This is a genomic window from Dyella sp. (assembly GCF_035685805.1).
Lineage (GTDB): Bacteria > Pseudomonadota > Gammaproteobacteria > Xanthomonadales > Rhodanobacteraceae > Dyella_A.
Window position 1 is genome coordinate 25,962 of the sequence record NZ_DASSAB010000024.1, and the last position, 15,006, is coordinate 40,967.

The window sequence follows — 15,006 nt, forward strand, 5'->3', positions numbered from 1 at the left end:
ATGAAAGTTACGTTGTTCGGCAGCGGTTACGTGGGTCTCGTCACCGGCGCATGCCTGGCGGAAATGGGCAATCAGGTCACCTGCGTCGACGTCGACGTCGACCGCGTGGCTCGGCTCAAGCGCGGCGAGGTGCCCCTGTTCGAGCCCGGGCTGGAGCCGATCGTGCGGCGCAACCAGGCCAACGGCAATCTCGACTTCACCGTCACCGCCGCCGAGGCGGTGGCCCACGCGGACGTGATCTTCATCGCCGTCGGCACGCCGCCGGCCGAAGACGGCAGCGCCGATCTCAGCCACGTGCTCACGGTGGCGCGCACCATCGGACAGCATCTGCAGCAGCCCGCGGTGGTAGTGGACAAGTCGACCGTGCCGGTCGGTACCGCCGAGCGCGTCCACGCGGCGATCGCCGCCGAACTCGACGCGCGCGGCGTCAGCGTGGACGTGGACGTGGTCTCCAATCCCGAGTTCCTGAAGGAGGGCGAGGCGGTGGAAGACTGCCTGCGCCCGGAGCGGATCATCCTGGGTACCAGCAGTGCGCGCGCACTGGCAGTGCTGCGCACGTTGTACGCCCCGTTCAATCGCAACCGCGACCGCACGCTGGTGATGGATACGCGCTCGGCCGAGCTGACCAAGTACGCGGCCAACGCCATGCTCGCCACCAAGATCAGCTTCATGAACGAGATGGCGAACATCGCCGAGCGTGTCGGCGCGGACATCGAGCACGTGCGTCGCGGCATCGGCACCGATCCGCGCATCGGCTATCACTTCATCTACCCGGGCGCCGGTTACGGCGGCTCGTGCTTCCCCAAGGACGTGCAGGCGCTGGCGCGGATGGCGCGGGCAAGCCAGTACGAGGCACGCATGCTCGGCGCCGTCGAGGCGGTCAACCACACGCAGAAGCTCAAGGTCTTCGAGCTGCTGAAAAATCACTTCAAGGGGCACCTGGCCGGACGCACGGTGGCGCTGTGGGGCCTGTCGTTCAAACCGGAAACCGACGACATCCGCGAGGCGCCCAGCCTGTACCTGCTGCGGGCCCTGTGGGCTGCCGGCGCCAAGGTGCGCGCGCACGATCCGCAGGCGTCGGACCACGTGCTGCACTGGTGCGGCGAGCGCGAGGATCTGGTGATCTGCGAACAGCCCTACGAAGCGCTCGAAGGCGCCGATGCGCTGGTCCTGCTGACCGAGTGGAAGCTTTTCCGCAGCCCCGATTTCGGTCGCATCCGTGCCGCACTGCGAGAGCCGGTGCTGTTCGATGGACGCAACCTGTACGACCCGGCAGCAGTCGAGGGGGCCGGGCTGGCCTACTACGGCATCGGCCGCGGGCGCTCGATCGGACTGGCGAGCCATGCAGTCGTCGAGCCGGCGGTGACCGCCGGTGCCGATCCGCTCGCGGCGGCGTGACCGAACCATGGCATCAGTCCTCTCCTGGCGATGGCGCATGACTACCCTGCCGCAGGGCTGGCATCGTGCCGTGGGCGCGATCTCGCTGCTGTGGCTGGCAACGGCGCTGGGTGCCGGCATGACGTTCGGCTCGCAGGCGCTGCTGGCACGCGAGCTCGAGCCGGCGGGCTATGGCCTGTTCACCTCGTCGCTGGCGATGATCACCATGGTCGCACCGCTGGCCGGCTTCGGCCTGGCCCAGTTCTGGCTGAAGGCCTATGGCGCAGAGGGCTGGGCGGCCAATCGCTGGCTGCGGCCGTCGATGCGGTTCCTGAGCGTGAGCACGCTGCTGACGATGCTGCTGATCGCCGCCTGGGCGATCACCGCCGCGCCGGCGGACGCCACGCCGATGTTGCTGATCCTGCTGCCGGTGGTGCTCGGTGTCCTGGCGGCGTCGTTGATCGGCACCAAGCTGCGGCTGGAGGAGCGCCACGGTGCGCTCGCGGCGTGGCAGCTCGCCACGCCGGGGAGCCGGCTGCTGGTGGCGGTGATGCTGCTGCTGGTGCCGAGCCTCACCAGTCGGTTCGTTGCGGTGGGGTTTGCGGTGATCTCGCTGGGCGTGGCCGCACTGGCGACGCCGGAACTGCGGGCGATGTTGCACGGGGAAATGAAGCTGCACGGCCACGGGCCGCGCCCCGCGCCGGCGGCGTCCACAGAAAGCCCGGCGCCCGGGGCCTGGTCGGTGTGGTCGCAGGCGTGGGCATTCGGGCTGTCGGCCGTGCTCTATCCGGTGTTCTTCCAGATCAGCACGGTGCTGGTGAAGTACTTCGACGGCAACGTGCGGGCGGGCATCTTCGGCATTGCGCTGGCGGTGATGACGGCGATCTACCTGATCCCCACCACCGTGTTCCAGAAGTATCTGCTGTCCAAGCAGCACCGCTGGGCGGTGCATGACCCGAAGAAGTTCTGGATGGTCTACCGGCGCGGCAACGTGGCGATGCTCGTCGCCGGGCTCGCCCTGGGCGCTGCCGTGGCCGTGCTCGCGCCGTGGGCGGTGCCTCTGGCCTTCGGCGAAAAGTACCGTCCGGTGGTGCCGGTGTTGATGGTGCTCGCATGGTGCGTGCCGATCCGCTTCATGGCCATCGGCATCGGCTCGGCGCTGCTGAGCGAGCGGCACATGCGCTACCGGGTGTTCGCCATGGGCCTCAGCGCGCTCGTGGTAATCGCATTGAATGTGGTGCTGATTCCCTCGCATCACGAAATCGGCGCAGCGATAGCCACCGTCGTGGGTGAGACGGTGTTGTTGCTGGCCCTCTATGGCGGCGTCCGCCGCTTTCATCCTCTGCAGGAGCGCGCGTCATGATCAGCTCGCGTCTGAAGCGCCTCATTCGACCACTGCACAACCTGCTGTGGGCGTTTGGCGGGTTTGCCTACGACTTTTCCCGTTACGTGCGTTACGGCGGCTGGCGCGCCCACGCCGAGCACCGTCGCCGCGACTACAAGGCGGTGAAGATCTATCACCAGCTGGAGAAGAGCCTGAGTTTCCGCGAGCGGCGTGCAAACTCCGGCTGGGAGGCGGCGGGCAACCTGCTGCGTGTGCTGGAGCGGCGCACCCCGGCGACGGCCGGCCCGGGCTACCACGAGTCGGTCGGCGTGAAGGTGCTGCGCGATTTCGCGGCGACCGCCGACGGTGGCGGCGACACGGCCCGGCGGGTGCAGGAGTTCCTGCAGCACGTTCGCCAGGAGTCGGCCGAGGGAGGCGTGATCGATTTCCATCTGGAAGAGCTGCTGGCCGGCAAACTGGAGGACCCCGAGCGCTTTTTCTGTTCGCGCCATTCCGTGCGTGATTTCCGCCCGGGCGCCGTGCCACGCGAACTGATGCGGCGCGCGATGAAACTGGCCATGCGCACGCCCTCGGTGTGCAACCGCCAGGCATGGCACGTCTACCAGATGGACTCGCGCGGCACCATCGATCGTGCGCTTGCCCTGCAGAACGGCAATCGCGGCTTCGGCCACGAGGTGCCGTGCCTGTTGATCATCACGGCCGACCTGCGCGCCTTCGACACCCACGGCGAGCGCTTCCAGCACTGGGTCGACGGGGGCATGTTCGCCATGTCGCTCGCGCTGGCGCTGCATTCGCTCGGGCTCGCCTCGTGCTTCCTCAACTGGAGCCGCGGAGCGCGCGAGGACCGACGCCTGCGCCGCGTCGTGCCGATCGATCCGGCCCACACCGTGATCACGATGATGGCGGTCGGCTTCGCCAGTGACGAATTCAAGGTGTGCTACTCGGCGCGCCGCCCCATCGACAGCATCCTCACCTATCTGGACGATCCTGCATGAAGCGATTCTATCTATCCGGCCAATACGCCTTCGACAACCGCGGCTGCGAGGCGATCGTGCGCAGCACGGTCGACCTGCTGACCGAACAGTTCGGCGAGGTCGAAGTGCTGGTGCCGGCCACCAATGGCCAGCGCGATGCCGTGCAGTGGCCGCAGGCAGCCAGCAAAGGCGTGCGCTTCGTGCGGGCCTACCAGCCGCTCGAGGGACGCTACTGGGTGCAGTTGCAGCGACTTCCGCTGCCGTTGCTGCAGGGCGCTCCGTGGCCGTTCCCGATGCCTTCGTGGTTGCGCGACGACCTGGACAGCGTCGACGCCGTGCTGGCCGTGGGGGGCGACAACTATTCGCTCGATTACCGCATTCCCTCGCCGATCATGGCAGTGGACCGCTACGCCATGGACCTGGGCAAACCGGTGATCCTGTGGGGCGGTTCGGTCGGGCCGTTCGACCGCGCGCCGGGGCTGATGCGGCCGATGGCGCGGCACCTTTCGCGCATGCGGCACGTGGCTGCGCGGGAGTCGGCCAGCTACGACTACCTCACCCGCAAGCTCGGCCTGGCCAACGTCATTCGCATGGCCGATCCCGCTTTCGTGCTCTCTCCCGAACCGGTCGCGGTGGACGATTTCTGGCCCGAGGGCAGCGGGCGCGTGCTCGGCCTGAACGTGAGTCCGTTGATCGAGCGCTATCGCAAGCCGGGGCAGGATCTGCGGGCCGAAGTGGCCGGGTTCATCCGCCACGTCGTGCAGGACCTGGGCATGCGTGTGCTGCTGGTGCCGCACGTCAATCCGCTGATGGCGGAAGGACAGGGCGGCGACTCGCGCTACATGGCGCCGCTGCTGGAGCAGCTCGGAGACCTGGGCGGTGCGGTGAAGCTCATGCCCAGCCACTTCAATGCGGCGCAGACCAAGCATGTGATCAGCCGACTCGACTTTTTCATGGGCGCGCGTACGCACGCCACCATCGCGGCCCTGTCCAGCGGCGTGCCGACCATCTCGATTGCCTACAGCGTGAAGGCGCGTGGCATCAACCGCGACCTGTTCGGCAGCGAGGACATGGTGCTGCAGACGCCCGACGTTTCGGCCACGACGCTGCGCAGCGCCATGGAGTGGCTGATGGGGCAGGAGCAATCGATGCGCGAGACATTGGCCGACCGGCTCGGCGAGTGGCGCGGCATGGCACGTACCGCCGCCGTACGGGTATCCGATGCACTGGTCCACTGAAGAGGCCTGCGCCGCAATGCAATCCACAGCTTCCAGCCTGCCGTCGGCGGACTCCAGACGCACCGCGGACTTTTCGCCGCGCCAGGCGATCGCGCCGATCAGCGTGGTGGTGCCCTGCTTCCGCTGCACCGCGACGATTGCCGGTTCGGTGGCCCGGGTAGCCGCGCAGACGATGCGGCCGGCCGAGGTGCTGCTGGTGGACGATGCAAGCGGCGACGGCACACTCGAATGCCTGCAACAGGTGGCGCGCGACTATCCCGAGGGGTGGGTCAAGGTGTTCGCCCTGCCGGCCAATGGCGGACCGTCGGCGGCCCGCAACGAGGGCTGGAAACACGCGAGCCAGCCGTGGATCGCCTTCCTCGATGCCGATGACAGCTGGCACCCGCGCAAGATCGAGTTGCAGATGGCGGTGCTCAACGCCGATCCGCATATCGCGATGATCGCGCATCTGATGAATGTGCAGCCGCGCTCGGCGCCGCCGCCGCCGCTGACCTACCCGATCAAGATCGTGAAGATGCCCAAGCGCCTGCTGCGCCTGCGCAGCGGCTTTCCCACGCCATCGGTGATCCTGCGCCGTGACCTGCCGTTCCGCTTCGACGAGAGTCGGCGCCGCTCGGAAGACGCCCTGCTGTTCGGGCAGATCCTGCTGTCGGGCTATCGCTGCGTGACGATCCGGCAGGTGCTGGTCTCCGGTCACAAGCAGCCTTTTGGCGAGGGCGGCCTGAGCGGCGACCTGGCCGCCATGCAGAAGGCAGGCTGGGACTCGCGGCAGGCACTGTACGCGCAGGGACTGGTGGGTCGCGCCGAGTTGCTGGCGACCCATGCCTATTCGATCGCCCGCTACGCGCGGCGGCACGTGCTGACGTTCCTGCGTCGCCAACGTGCCTCCAACCGTGCCGGCCAGGGACACTGACTCGATGGCCATCAACGACAGTTTGTTGCAAAGCCCGCTTGGTCTGGTGGACAGCGGCGACACGGCCGCGGCCAATGCACGTGCGGTGCTGACGGTACTGGTGCTCGGCGTCGCCTGCCTGATCGCGACCGCCACGGTCGCCTTGCGTGCCGAGAACATCGGCACCGACACCCATATCTACGCGGGCGTGTTCGAGGCCATGCGCCACGGCCAGGTGACCACGCGTTTCGAGCCGGGGTTCGTCGCACTCACCAAGATCAGCAGCGTGATCGGCATGAGCGTGGTCGGCTACCAGGCGACGCTTTTCCTGGTGTTGCTGGCGGGCGCAGCGGCAGCGGCCCATCGCTACTTCAACTACCTCGGCTCCAACCGCGAGTTCCTCACGTTCCTGTGCGCGGCGCTGCTGTTTCTCTTCCTCTCGCCGATGTTCGTCAACGCGTCGATCAACGCGGTGCGCCAGGGGCTGGCGACGCCGTTCGTGTTCGCAGCCCTGCTGGCGTTTCACCGAAAGCAGTGGCGCGGCTTTCTGTTCTACGGCTTGCTGAGCAGCAGTCTGCACTACTCCTCGTTGATGTACCTGGGCTTTGCTCCGGTCCTTCTGCTGAGATTGCGTACGCAGCGAATCATCGCGGGCGTGGCGTTTGTGGCGTACTGTTCCGGGCTGTCGATGCTGCTGGTGCGGACCATCGCCCCGGCGGTCTACGCCGCGGTGATGAGCTACAGCTCCGGGGCCGAGTACCGCGCCGGCGTACGGCTGGACTTCGCGGTGTTCTCCCTGTTCTGGTACCTGCTGCCGTTCATTGCCTCGCGCCTGGTGCGCGAGCCGTACGACGAGCGCATCAAGAGCAGCGCCGCCGTCTACATGGCCATGGTGCTGCCGTTCCTGGCCGTGGGCTGGGGCAACTACTCCAACCGCTACCTGCTGGTGCCATGGGTGGCGGCGTCGTTCATTCTCGCCGCCATCGTCTGTCATGCGCGCACGCCGGTGCTGCGTCATCCCCTGTTGCTGCGGCTCGTATTGATTCCAGCCAGCGGCCTGTTTTCCTACTTCGTGCTCCACATGGTGCTGATATGAGCGTGCCCGGGGCGAGCTACAGGGCGCCTCCGACCGACGCCACCCTGTCGGGCCCGATCCAGCTGATCGCGGAGGCCGACGGGCGCCGCGTCGATTTTTCGCCGCTGCGTCGTCGCTCGCCGGGCAACGCCATCGATCTGGTGTCCGTAGCGGACCTGTTGCGCAACGCGTTCGTCTACCCGCCACACTCGATCTACAGCGACGTCAAGATCGCCATTTCCGGGTTCGAGCCGGACCAGGACCTGCACGCGCAACCTCGATTCCACTTCCCCTACCAGTCGTCGGCTGCACCCGCGCGGCCCCGCCTGGCGGACACCAGTGGTCCGCTGCTGGTCGAGCGCTACCACCAGCTGCTGTGCGAGGCGGTGTTGCGCACGACCGCCACCATGCGCACGCCCTGGTTGCTGCAGAGCGGAGGCAAGGATTCGACGTCGATGGCGCTGGCGGTGGCGGAGGTGCGACCGGACACCACCTGCGTCACCTATCTGGGCGGGCGCGAGGAGAACGAAGTGGAGTCGGCGCGCCTGGTCGCGGGTCGGCTGGGACTGCGTCACGAGACGCTGGTGTGCGACCCGGGTCGGGCATACGACCGGTATCTGGCGATGGTGGGGAGGATGCCGCTGCTCACGGCCGACTTCGCCATGTTGTCGTATGCCGATCTGGTCACCGAGATCGCCGCCAACGGTGGTGATGTCGTGCTCGACGCGCTTGGCTCGGACCCCTATTTCGGCCTGCCGCTGCGTTGGCCGCAACTGTTGCGCGGGGTACTGGCGCGGCGGCTCTCCCTGCCCGACGTCATGCTGCACTCGTCTCTGGTCAGCCGGAACTTCCCGCTGTCGTATGCCTTGGGCTCGCTGCAGATGGATCGGTTCGAGCGCACCTTTCCCGGTTCCCGGTTCACCGATCGCGAGGTGGACGACCTGCTGCACCTGCCGATGGCGGCCGCCTCACGGCAACGGCTGGAAATGTTCCGTGCAGACATCACTGCGGCGCCCACGCTGGAGGCCCAGCGGAGGGTCGCGGCGACCATCGTGGAAGCCGCGACTTTCGGCAAGGGCATGTACACCACCGAGGCGATGGGGCTGGCGCTGGGCTATCCGTATTGCGATACCGCGTTGTGCGACTGGATCTTCCACCACGTGCCCGACGCCATGCTCATCGGCCGCGGCGGGGTGAACAAGGTGCTGGTGCGACAGCACATTGCGCGCCGGTTCCAGCAGTTGCCTTACGTGAGAGCCAAGGGGTCGTTCCGTTTCGACGTCTGCGGTCTCGCCGACCGGTTCGATCAGGTACATGCCTTTGCGCTGCGTGCGCACGAACTGGTCCCCGGCGCCTCGGCCTGGCTGGAACGTCATCGCCACCAGCTGGGCAACAAATACTTTGCCTCGAAGTTCTACCTGCTGGCGGTAACCCTGCCGTGGCTGCTGAGCCGGATCCATGCGGCCGACCCTCCCGTACGCACGCATCGAACGGAGTAAGCGGACATGCGCGAAGCATTTCCCGGTCACGAGGCCAAGCCGGTACCGGTGGCCTGCCCGGCGGGCCCGGTGGTCGCGGCCGATGCCGAGCTCGCGGCGGCGCGGATCATGCCGGGTGCAGGCAAGGGCGACGGCTGTTCCGAGGCGATGGGAAGCACGCAGGTGCGCGCGGGCAGCTACCCGACGGCGCCTGCGCATGACCGTATCCAGGTGGATGCCTCTCCCCACCGGGGCGAGGCCGATTTCTCCGCGATGCGCGACATGCACGGGCAGGCCGAGGATCTCGACCCGGTGTCGATGGCCGATCTCTTGCGCAATGCGTTCGTCTACCCGCCGCACTCGATCTTCCGCAACGTGAAGCTGGCCACCACCGGCTTCATGCCGCAGCAGGATCTGCACGATGCGCCGACGTTCCACTTCGAGCGGCAGTCGGCTGCGGTCAAGCGGCCCACGGCGAGTGCGATCGACGATGAGCGACTGGTCGACACCTACCACCGCCTGCTCTGCGAGGCGGTAACGCGCAACACGGAGCGCATGCGAACGCCATACCTGCTGCAGAGCGGCGGCAAGGACTCCACCTCCCTGGCAATCGCGATGTCCGAGGCGGCACCCCAGGTTGTCTGCATGACCTACCTCGGCGGACGCGAAGAGAACGAGGTGGACTCGGCGCAACGGGTCGCGCAGAAGCTGGGACTTCGGCACGAGTCGCTGACCTGCGATCCCGGGCGCGCCTATGATCGCTATCTCGCCCTGGTGCCGCGCATGCCGTTGCTCACGGCGGATTTCGCACTGCTTTCCTACTGCGATCTCGCCACTGAAATCGCGCGACACGGTGGCGACGGCATCATCGACGGTCTCGGCTCGGACCCCTACTTCGGCGTTCCTCCCAACGGCAAGCAGCGCCTGCTGGCGTCGCTGGCGCGGCGGGTGCGACTGCCGTCTTCGCTTCAGCGCATGCCGCTGATGCGGGGCAGCTTCCCGCTTTCGTACGTGCTCGGCACGTTGCAGATGGACTCGTTCGAACGCTTCTATCCCGGCTCGCGCTTCACCGATGCGGAGGTGGACGCGTTGCTGGGGCGCTCGCTTTCTTGGCTGTCCAGGCAACGACTGGAAACCTTCCGCGCCGACATCGACGCGGCCCGTACAGGCGAGGCAAGGCGCCGGATCTCGGCAACGATCCTGGAGCCTGCCCTGTTCGCCAAGGGCATGTACGTCGCCAGCGCGCTGGACCTGCGGATGGCTTATCCATATTGCGACGGGCCGCTGTGCGACTGGGTCTTCCAGGACGTACCCGACGAGCAGTTGATCGGCGCGGGCGGCATCAACAAGGTGCTGGTACGCAAGCACATCGCCCGGCGCTTCGGCCATCTGCCCTATGTCGCCGCCAAGGGTTCGTTCCGCTTCGATCTCTGCGGACTGGCGCACGAGCGGTTCGATCAGGTATGGGCGATGGCCCAGCAGACCCGGGGGCTGGTTCCCGGCGCCCCGGCGTGGCTGGAACGGTATCGTCACCAGTTAGGCAACAAGTATTTCGCCTCCAAGTTCTATCTGCTTGCGATCCTGCTGCCGTGGCTATTGCAGCGGTTCGACGGGGCGCTGGCGCAACTGGACTGCGGTGACGCATCGTGACGGTGGGGTGCGGGGACGACACGCGCATGGCGCGGCGGGCGTTTCTGCGCCGGGCCTGTGCGCTGGCGTTGCCGGTGCTCGTGCTGCCTGCCATGGGCAAGGCGGCTCTCGCCGTGGCGCCAGGCCCGCGCAAGCCGGTCAACGTGCGCGAGCACGGCGCCGTGGGCGACGGCGTGCATGACGATACCGCCGCCTTCCAGGCGGCCATCGATTCGTTGCTACTGGTTGGTGGGACGGTGAGCGTGCCCGCGGGCCGCTACCTGATCGACGCGGCGCGTTCGGTAAGGCTGCGCTCGCACACCCGGCTGGTGATGGACCGCGACGCCGTGCTGCTGGCCAAGCCCAATGCGCTGGAGCGCTATGCGGTGGTGTTGATCCGCGGCGTGATCGACGCGGGCGTCAGCGGCGGGCGCATCGTCGGCGAGCGGTCGGAGCATACGGGCAGCAAAGGCGAGTGGGGGCACGGCATCTCCGTGCTCGGCGCCCGCCACGTGAGCATCCGGGACGTCGATATCTCCGCCTGCTGGGGCGACGGCATCTGGGTCGGCACCATCTTCGGGCGCGGTGGCGCGATGAAGGTGGCGAGCGACGTCACGATCGAGCGGGTGACCTGCCGTGGCAATCGCCGCCAAGGCCTGTCCATCACCGCGTCACGCCGCGTTACGGTGAGGGACTCCCACTTCAGAGACACCGGCGGCACGGCGCCGGGATGCGGCATCGACGTGGAGCCGGACACCATGAAGATGGGCGCCGAGGATGTGCTGATCTCCGGTTGCAGCATGAGCGGCAACCACGGCAGCGGCCTCTCGGTGGCGGGCGAAAACGTGCTTCGGCTGCGACTGGAGCGCTGCGACATACGCAGCAATCGCGGCTATGGCGTGCTGGTCACCGGGGCGGGCCGCGTGGTGCTTGCCGACAACACCATCGCCGACAACGGGCTGAGCGGAACGTACCTGCGCAGGGGCGTGCGCTCGTGTGTCCTGGCGGGCAATACGTTCAGCCGCAACGGCACGCGCTACATGCACGAGGCGATCAAGCAGGCGATGCAGGCATTCGCCGCCGAGCCGGCGTCGCGCAGCAAGCGCGACCTGAAAGTGGATGACGGCGTGCAGGCGACCGTCATGGAAAGCAACCGATACCTGCGGTAGCGACGGTCCGTGTGCGTGGCACACGTGGATCTGTCGGCCGTTTCTGCGGTGCGACCGGGGCCGCTGCCGCCGCGTCGCGGCGTTATATCCCCTCACGAACGACGGAGCGTCGATGAAATTCATCCTGTTCGCCAACACCGACTGGTACCTCTACAACTTCCGCCTCTCCACCGCGCTACGCCTGCAGGCGGATGGCCACGAGGTGGTGATGCTCTCCCCGCCGGGACCGTTCGGTTCGCGCTTCGCCGGACATGGGCTGCGCTGGGTCACCCTGCCCATGGACCGCGCCAGCCTCAATCCGCTGCGGGAAGCGGTGACCTGGTGGCGACTGGTCCGGGTGCTGCGTCGCGAGCGGCCCGACCTGCTGCACAGTTTCACCGTCAAGTGCGCCGTATACGGTGCGCTTGCCGCCCGCGTCGCGGGCGTGCCTGCGGTAGTCAACGCGGTGGCGGGCATGGGCTACGTATTCACCAGCGACGGGGTCAAGGCGCGCGTCCTGCGGCCCCTGGTCAAGCTGCTGCTGCGGACGACACTGCGCGGCCGGCGCTCGCTGCTGATCCTGCAGAACCCCGACGATGCAGAGGCATTTTCGCAGGCGCGTCTTGTCGATCCCGGCCGGGTCCGGATGATCCGCAGCTCCGGAGTCGATACACGTCGTTTCGCCCCCGCAGATCGCCTGCCCGTCGATGGCGAACCCCTGCGCGTGCTGCTGGCGGCGCGGCTGCTGTGGGAGAAGGGCATTCAGGAGTTCGTGGATGCGGCAAAGCAGCTGCATGCGGTTGGCCGCAACGTGGAGTTCCTGTTGGCTGGCACTCCCGATCCAGGTAACCCGCGTTCGGTCTCGCCCGCCGAGGTAAAGCGGTGGGACGAAGAGGGGATCGTGACCTGGCTTGGCCATGTCGACGACATGCCGGCCCTGCTGCGCACCGTGCACGTGATGGCGCTTCCGAGCTATTACCGGGAGGGCGTGCCCAAGAGCCTGATCGAGGCGGCAGCATGCGGCCTGGCGATCGTGACGACGGATCTTCCCGGTTGTCGGGAAGTGGTAACCGAGGATGGTCGCGACGGCCTGCGGGTGGCCCCGCGCGATGCGGCCGCACTGGCGCAATGCATCATCGCGCTGGACGACGATCGGGCCCTGCTGGAGCGACTGGGCCGCCGGGCTCGGCAGCGGGCGCTCGATGAGTTCGACGAGCGCTCGGTCATCCAGCGAACGATCGACGTGTACAACGAACTTCTGCCGCGGGCCGGCAGGCAGGGACAGCGAACGCCCGCCGCCGGCAAATATCCGCCCAGGCCGCAGCCGCGCTGAGGCGACCACTGCGCCGCTTGCCAGGCATCGCGCGGGCTGGTGTCGCGGGAGCCACGGGGTTCATTACATCGGGGCCTCGGGCGACCCGCTGCGACGAGTCGATCGCGGCGGCTCCGGCTTCCACATCACCGCGCCGAGCCCTCGCCGTCGTGTCGTAGGCAGATCAACGCGCCGGTGTCGGCAGCACCCGGCCGCTTGGCCATCCGGTGGCAGGGCCGATTGCGGCCGAGTCTTCCGCCAGGACCCGCGCACGCGGTGAGCGGCCCAGCGGGCGTCCTGAGCGGCAGAGGCATCGGGAGCGATCCATCGTGCGGGGCAGGCAGAACACGCCCGCTGCCCCCGCGTGAGCGCCTGCGGAAGTATTGCGGCGGGGTTGATCCAGCCGCGTCAGTTGCACGGCCTGCGCGACGCGGCTTTTACAACGCGCAGTCGCCTTCTCCGACGAGGATCACCTTCCCGGACGATCCGCGACAAACTGCACCGGCAGGGTGCTGCGTCGCATGGCCGGCACCGTCCCTGCCACCGCGCGGCGCCGGGCGTGCTTCCGTACAGGAGCTGGCACGCGATGGCTCTTTCGCTGCGCCGCGCGGCGGGCTTGAACCTGAGGGCCAGCAACTGGTCTGCGTGCAGTGGCAGTCGACGTCCGCGGAGGTCACCGGAGGATGGCGGACACGCTCGGGGCGGCTCCACTTGCGACCTTGCGCCCAGGCGGTTGCCCGGCCAACTGATGCGCAGGTCCAGCCCGAAGTGGCGCGGCCTGCCTGCGCCGGGCGTCGAAGCACACGACCAGCCGCATCCCCATCCGCAGGCCACCTGCGCGCTCAACTGCATGCAAGGGGCCCGCGGCCGCCCGGGCCGGAGGGTTCTCCGGACGCAATTCGGCCGCCCCAGCGTGTGAACGAGGCATTCGCGTACTCCTCACGCCCCCTTGTTCAGAAACCGCGATTCCCACAGTCATGCGGCCTGACGCCAGCCCACTTTCGATTTGTCGGTGCGTGGTTCAGGCCGCCATCGCGTTGGCTGACTAAGGTCCGCCGGGTTGCCCCTGCCGCATGGATGCCTGCGCGTGCGTTGCGACGCAGCCGGGGTGACGCCTCCTTGACGACCTCAAAAGGCTCACACGTGACTTCCAAGAAAAACCGTACCAATTTTCCTGTTTCACTTGAACATTCGCGGGCCGGGGCCCGCACCTCGGGGATCTCTCGCAGAAAAACGCTTCGTCTGACCGCGGCCGCGCTGGCGCTTTCGGTCGTCGCGTGGCCAACGTGGGCAACCTGGTACCCATCCGCACCGCATCTGAGCATCGGCTCGCGCACCGTGAACGTGCGCAATGCCGGTGCAAGGGGAGATGGCGTGCATGACGACACGGCTGCTTTCCAGGCGGCCATCAACTCACTTCCCTCCAGCGGCGGTACCGTGACGGTGCCAGCGGGGAGGTACCGCATCAATGCGCTGAAGTCCGTCAACCTGCGCTCGCACATGCGTCTGAAGATGGATTCGGGTGCGCAGCTGGTGGCGATTCCCAACAACCGCACTCGTTCTTACGTTGTGAAGGCGTGGCGGGTGAACAACGTCGAGATCGTCGGCGGCGAGATCGTGGGCGAGCGCGCCCGGCACGCCGGCAGTACCGGCGAGTGGGGCATGGGCCTGGACATCCGTGCATCCAGCAACGTGTCCGTGCGCAACCTCAAGACGTCCGACTGCTGGGGCGACGGCGTCTACATCGGCGCGATCGGCCGTGCCGGTCACGCCACGCCCTCCACCGACATCACGCTCAATCACGTCACGTCCACCGGAAATCGCCGGCAGGGGATGTCGATCGGGCCGGTACAGCGGGTGTACGTGGTAAACAGCGCCTTCCTCAATACCCACGGCACGATGCCGCAGTCCGGCATCGACATCGAGCCGCAGACTCAGGGCCCGTCGCGCGACATCAGGATCGAGTCCACCACGATGGCCGGCAATGGCGGCAACGGACTGGTGATGCACGGCAACGTTGCAGGCGTGGTGGTGAAGAGCAGCAAGATTGAAAAGAACAACGGCTTCGGCGTGCTCGGGATCCAGCTGGCTGACGCGTGGATCGCCGAAAATGTGATTACGCAGAATGGCCTGGACGGGGTCGCCATGACCTCCACCACCCGGCGGGTCAAGATCACGAGCAACACGATCAACTACAACAGCACCCGCTGGTTCAAGGCCAACCATCGGTCTATCTACATGCTGACCCGGAGCCCGCGCGACCTGCAGATCGACTCCAGCACGTGGTCCATGACTGTTTCATCCAACACGTTGTCGCCGCGGCCGTAACGCTTGCGGGCACAGGGGCAGGCGCGCTCATGCGTATCTGCCCCTGTGGTTGCGACGCCGGGAGAAGAGGGTGCGTGCTGCACGGTCGGGCTACCACGCCAACCGTTGCAGTGACTGCCGCTGGCGCGTCCACGCCGCCAGCGAGTGAGGCGCTTTGCGCAGTGAGGCCTCCGGGCCGGCTGCAGAGCGTGCGCCGGTCGATCTTCTTAC

11 protein-coding genes are annotated in these 15,006 nt (G+C 67.4%); all 11 read left to right on the top strand.

What is annotated here, in order from left to right; genetic code table 11:
• The 11 genes from VFG40_RS05135 to VFG40_RS05185 all read left to right on the top strand — a co-directional run bounded on the left by VFG40_RS05135 (position 1) and on the right by VFG40_RS05185 (position 14,796).
• Entirely contained in the window at positions 1–1,398 is a 1,398-nt protein-coding gene (locus VFG40_RS05135) for a UDP-glucose dehydrogenase family protein (RefSeq protein WP_324895585.1), read from the top strand.
• Between the two features lie 37 nt (positions 1,399–1,435).
• Positions 1,436–2,740: a lipopolysaccharide biosynthesis protein gene (locus VFG40_RS05140; protein ID WP_324895587.1), complete on the top strand. Its 1,305-nt coding sequence runs from the start codon at positions 1,436–1,438 to the stop codon at positions 2,738–2,740.
• The gene (locus VFG40_RS05145; protein ID WP_324895589.1) at positions 2,737–3,717 is read left to right on the top strand and encodes a nitroreductase family protein; all 981 of its coding nucleotides are present in this window, start codon (positions 2,737–2,739) and stop codon (positions 3,715–3,717) included. The genes VFG40_RS05140 and VFG40_RS05145 overlap by 4 nt, the downstream gene beginning before the upstream one ends.
• Positions 3,714–4,934, top strand: coding sequence for a polysaccharide pyruvyl transferase family protein (locus tag VFG40_RS05150; RefSeq protein ID WP_324895591.1), 1,221 nt, complete (start codon positions 3,714–3,716; stop codon positions 4,932–4,934). Before VFG40_RS05145 ends, VFG40_RS05150 begins: the two co-directional genes overlap by 4 nt.
• Positions 4,935–4,950: 16 nt before the next feature.
• Entirely contained in the window at positions 4,951–5,847 is an 897-nt protein-coding gene (locus tag VFG40_RS05155) for a glycosyltransferase family 2 protein (RefSeq protein ID WP_324895593.1), read from the top strand.
• A 4-nt stretch (positions 5,848–5,851) separates the two neighbouring features.
• Positions 5,852–6,922 (top strand): EpsG family protein, encoded by a 1,071-nt coding sequence (locus tag VFG40_RS05160; protein ID WP_324895595.1) that lies wholly within the window; start codon positions 5,852–5,854, stop codon positions 6,920–6,922.
• Positions 6,919–8,400 carry an asparagine synthase-related protein gene (locus tag VFG40_RS05165; protein WP_324895597.1) on the top strand — a complete coding sequence of 494 codons (1,482 nt, stop codon included), beginning with the start codon at positions 6,919–6,921 and terminating at the stop codon, positions 8,398–8,400. Before VFG40_RS05160 ends, VFG40_RS05165 begins: the two co-directional genes overlap by 4 nt.
• 6 nt (positions 8,401–8,406) lie before the next feature.
• Positions 8,407–10,029, top strand: a complete 1,623-nt coding sequence (locus tag VFG40_RS05170) for an asparagine synthase-related protein (protein WP_324895599.1) — start codon at positions 8,407–8,409, stop codon at positions 10,027–10,029.
• Between the two features lie 26 nt (positions 10,030–10,055).
• The gene (locus VFG40_RS05175; protein WP_324895601.1) at positions 10,056–11,177 is read left to right on the top strand and encodes a right-handed parallel beta-helix repeat-containing protein; all 1,122 of its coding nucleotides are present in this window, start codon (positions 10,056–10,058) and stop codon (positions 11,175–11,177) included.
• A 112-nt stretch (positions 11,178–11,289) separates the two neighbouring features.
• A complete protein-coding gene (locus VFG40_RS05180; RefSeq protein ID WP_324895603.1) occupies positions 11,290–12,489 on the top strand; it encodes a glycosyltransferase family 4 protein in 1,200 nt (399 codons plus the stop codon).
• 1,122 nt (positions 12,490–13,611) lie between these two features.
• Complete coding sequence (locus tag VFG40_RS05185) at positions 13,612–14,796, top strand: right-handed parallel beta-helix repeat-containing protein (protein WP_324895605.1); 1,185 nt, start codon at positions 13,612–13,614, stop codon at positions 14,794–14,796.
• Positions 14,797–15,006 lie beyond the last annotated feature (210 nt).

Bases quoted from the DNA above. Each gene is read 5' to 3' on its own strand.
- VFG40_RS05135 (WP_324895585.1), top strand. From the start codon at position 1: ATGAAAGTTACGTTGTTCGGCAGCGGTTACGTGGGTCTCGTCACCGGC.
- VFG40_RS05140 (WP_324895587.1), top strand. From the start codon at position 1,436: ATGACTACCCTGCCGCAGGGCTGGCATCGTGCCGTGGGCGCGATCTCG.
- VFG40_RS05145 (WP_324895589.1), top strand. From the start codon at position 2,737: ATGATCAGCTCGCGTCTGAAGCGCCTCATTCGACCACTGCACAACCTG.
- VFG40_RS05150 (WP_324895591.1), top strand. From the start codon at position 3,714: ATGAAGCGATTCTATCTATCCGGCCAATACGCCTTCGACAACCGCGGC.
- VFG40_RS05155 (WP_324895593.1), top strand. From the start codon at position 4,951: ATGCAATCCACAGCTTCCAGCCTGCCGTCGGCGGACTCCAGACGCACC.
- VFG40_RS05160 (WP_324895595.1), top strand. From the start codon at position 5,852: ATGGCCATCAACGACAGTTTGTTGCAAAGCCCGCTTGGTCTGGTGGAC.
- VFG40_RS05165 (WP_324895597.1), top strand. From the start codon at position 6,919: ATGAGCGTGCCCGGGGCGAGCTACAGGGCGCCTCCGACCGACGCCACC.
- VFG40_RS05170 (WP_324895599.1), top strand. From the start codon at position 8,407: ATGCGCGAAGCATTTCCCGGTCACGAGGCCAAGCCGGTACCGGTGGCC.
- VFG40_RS05175 (WP_324895601.1), top strand. From the start codon at position 10,056: ATGGCGCGGCGGGCGTTTCTGCGCCGGGCCTGTGCGCTGGCGTTGCCG.
- VFG40_RS05180 (WP_324895603.1), top strand. From the start codon at position 11,290: ATGAAATTCATCCTGTTCGCCAACACCGACTGGTACCTCTACAACTTC.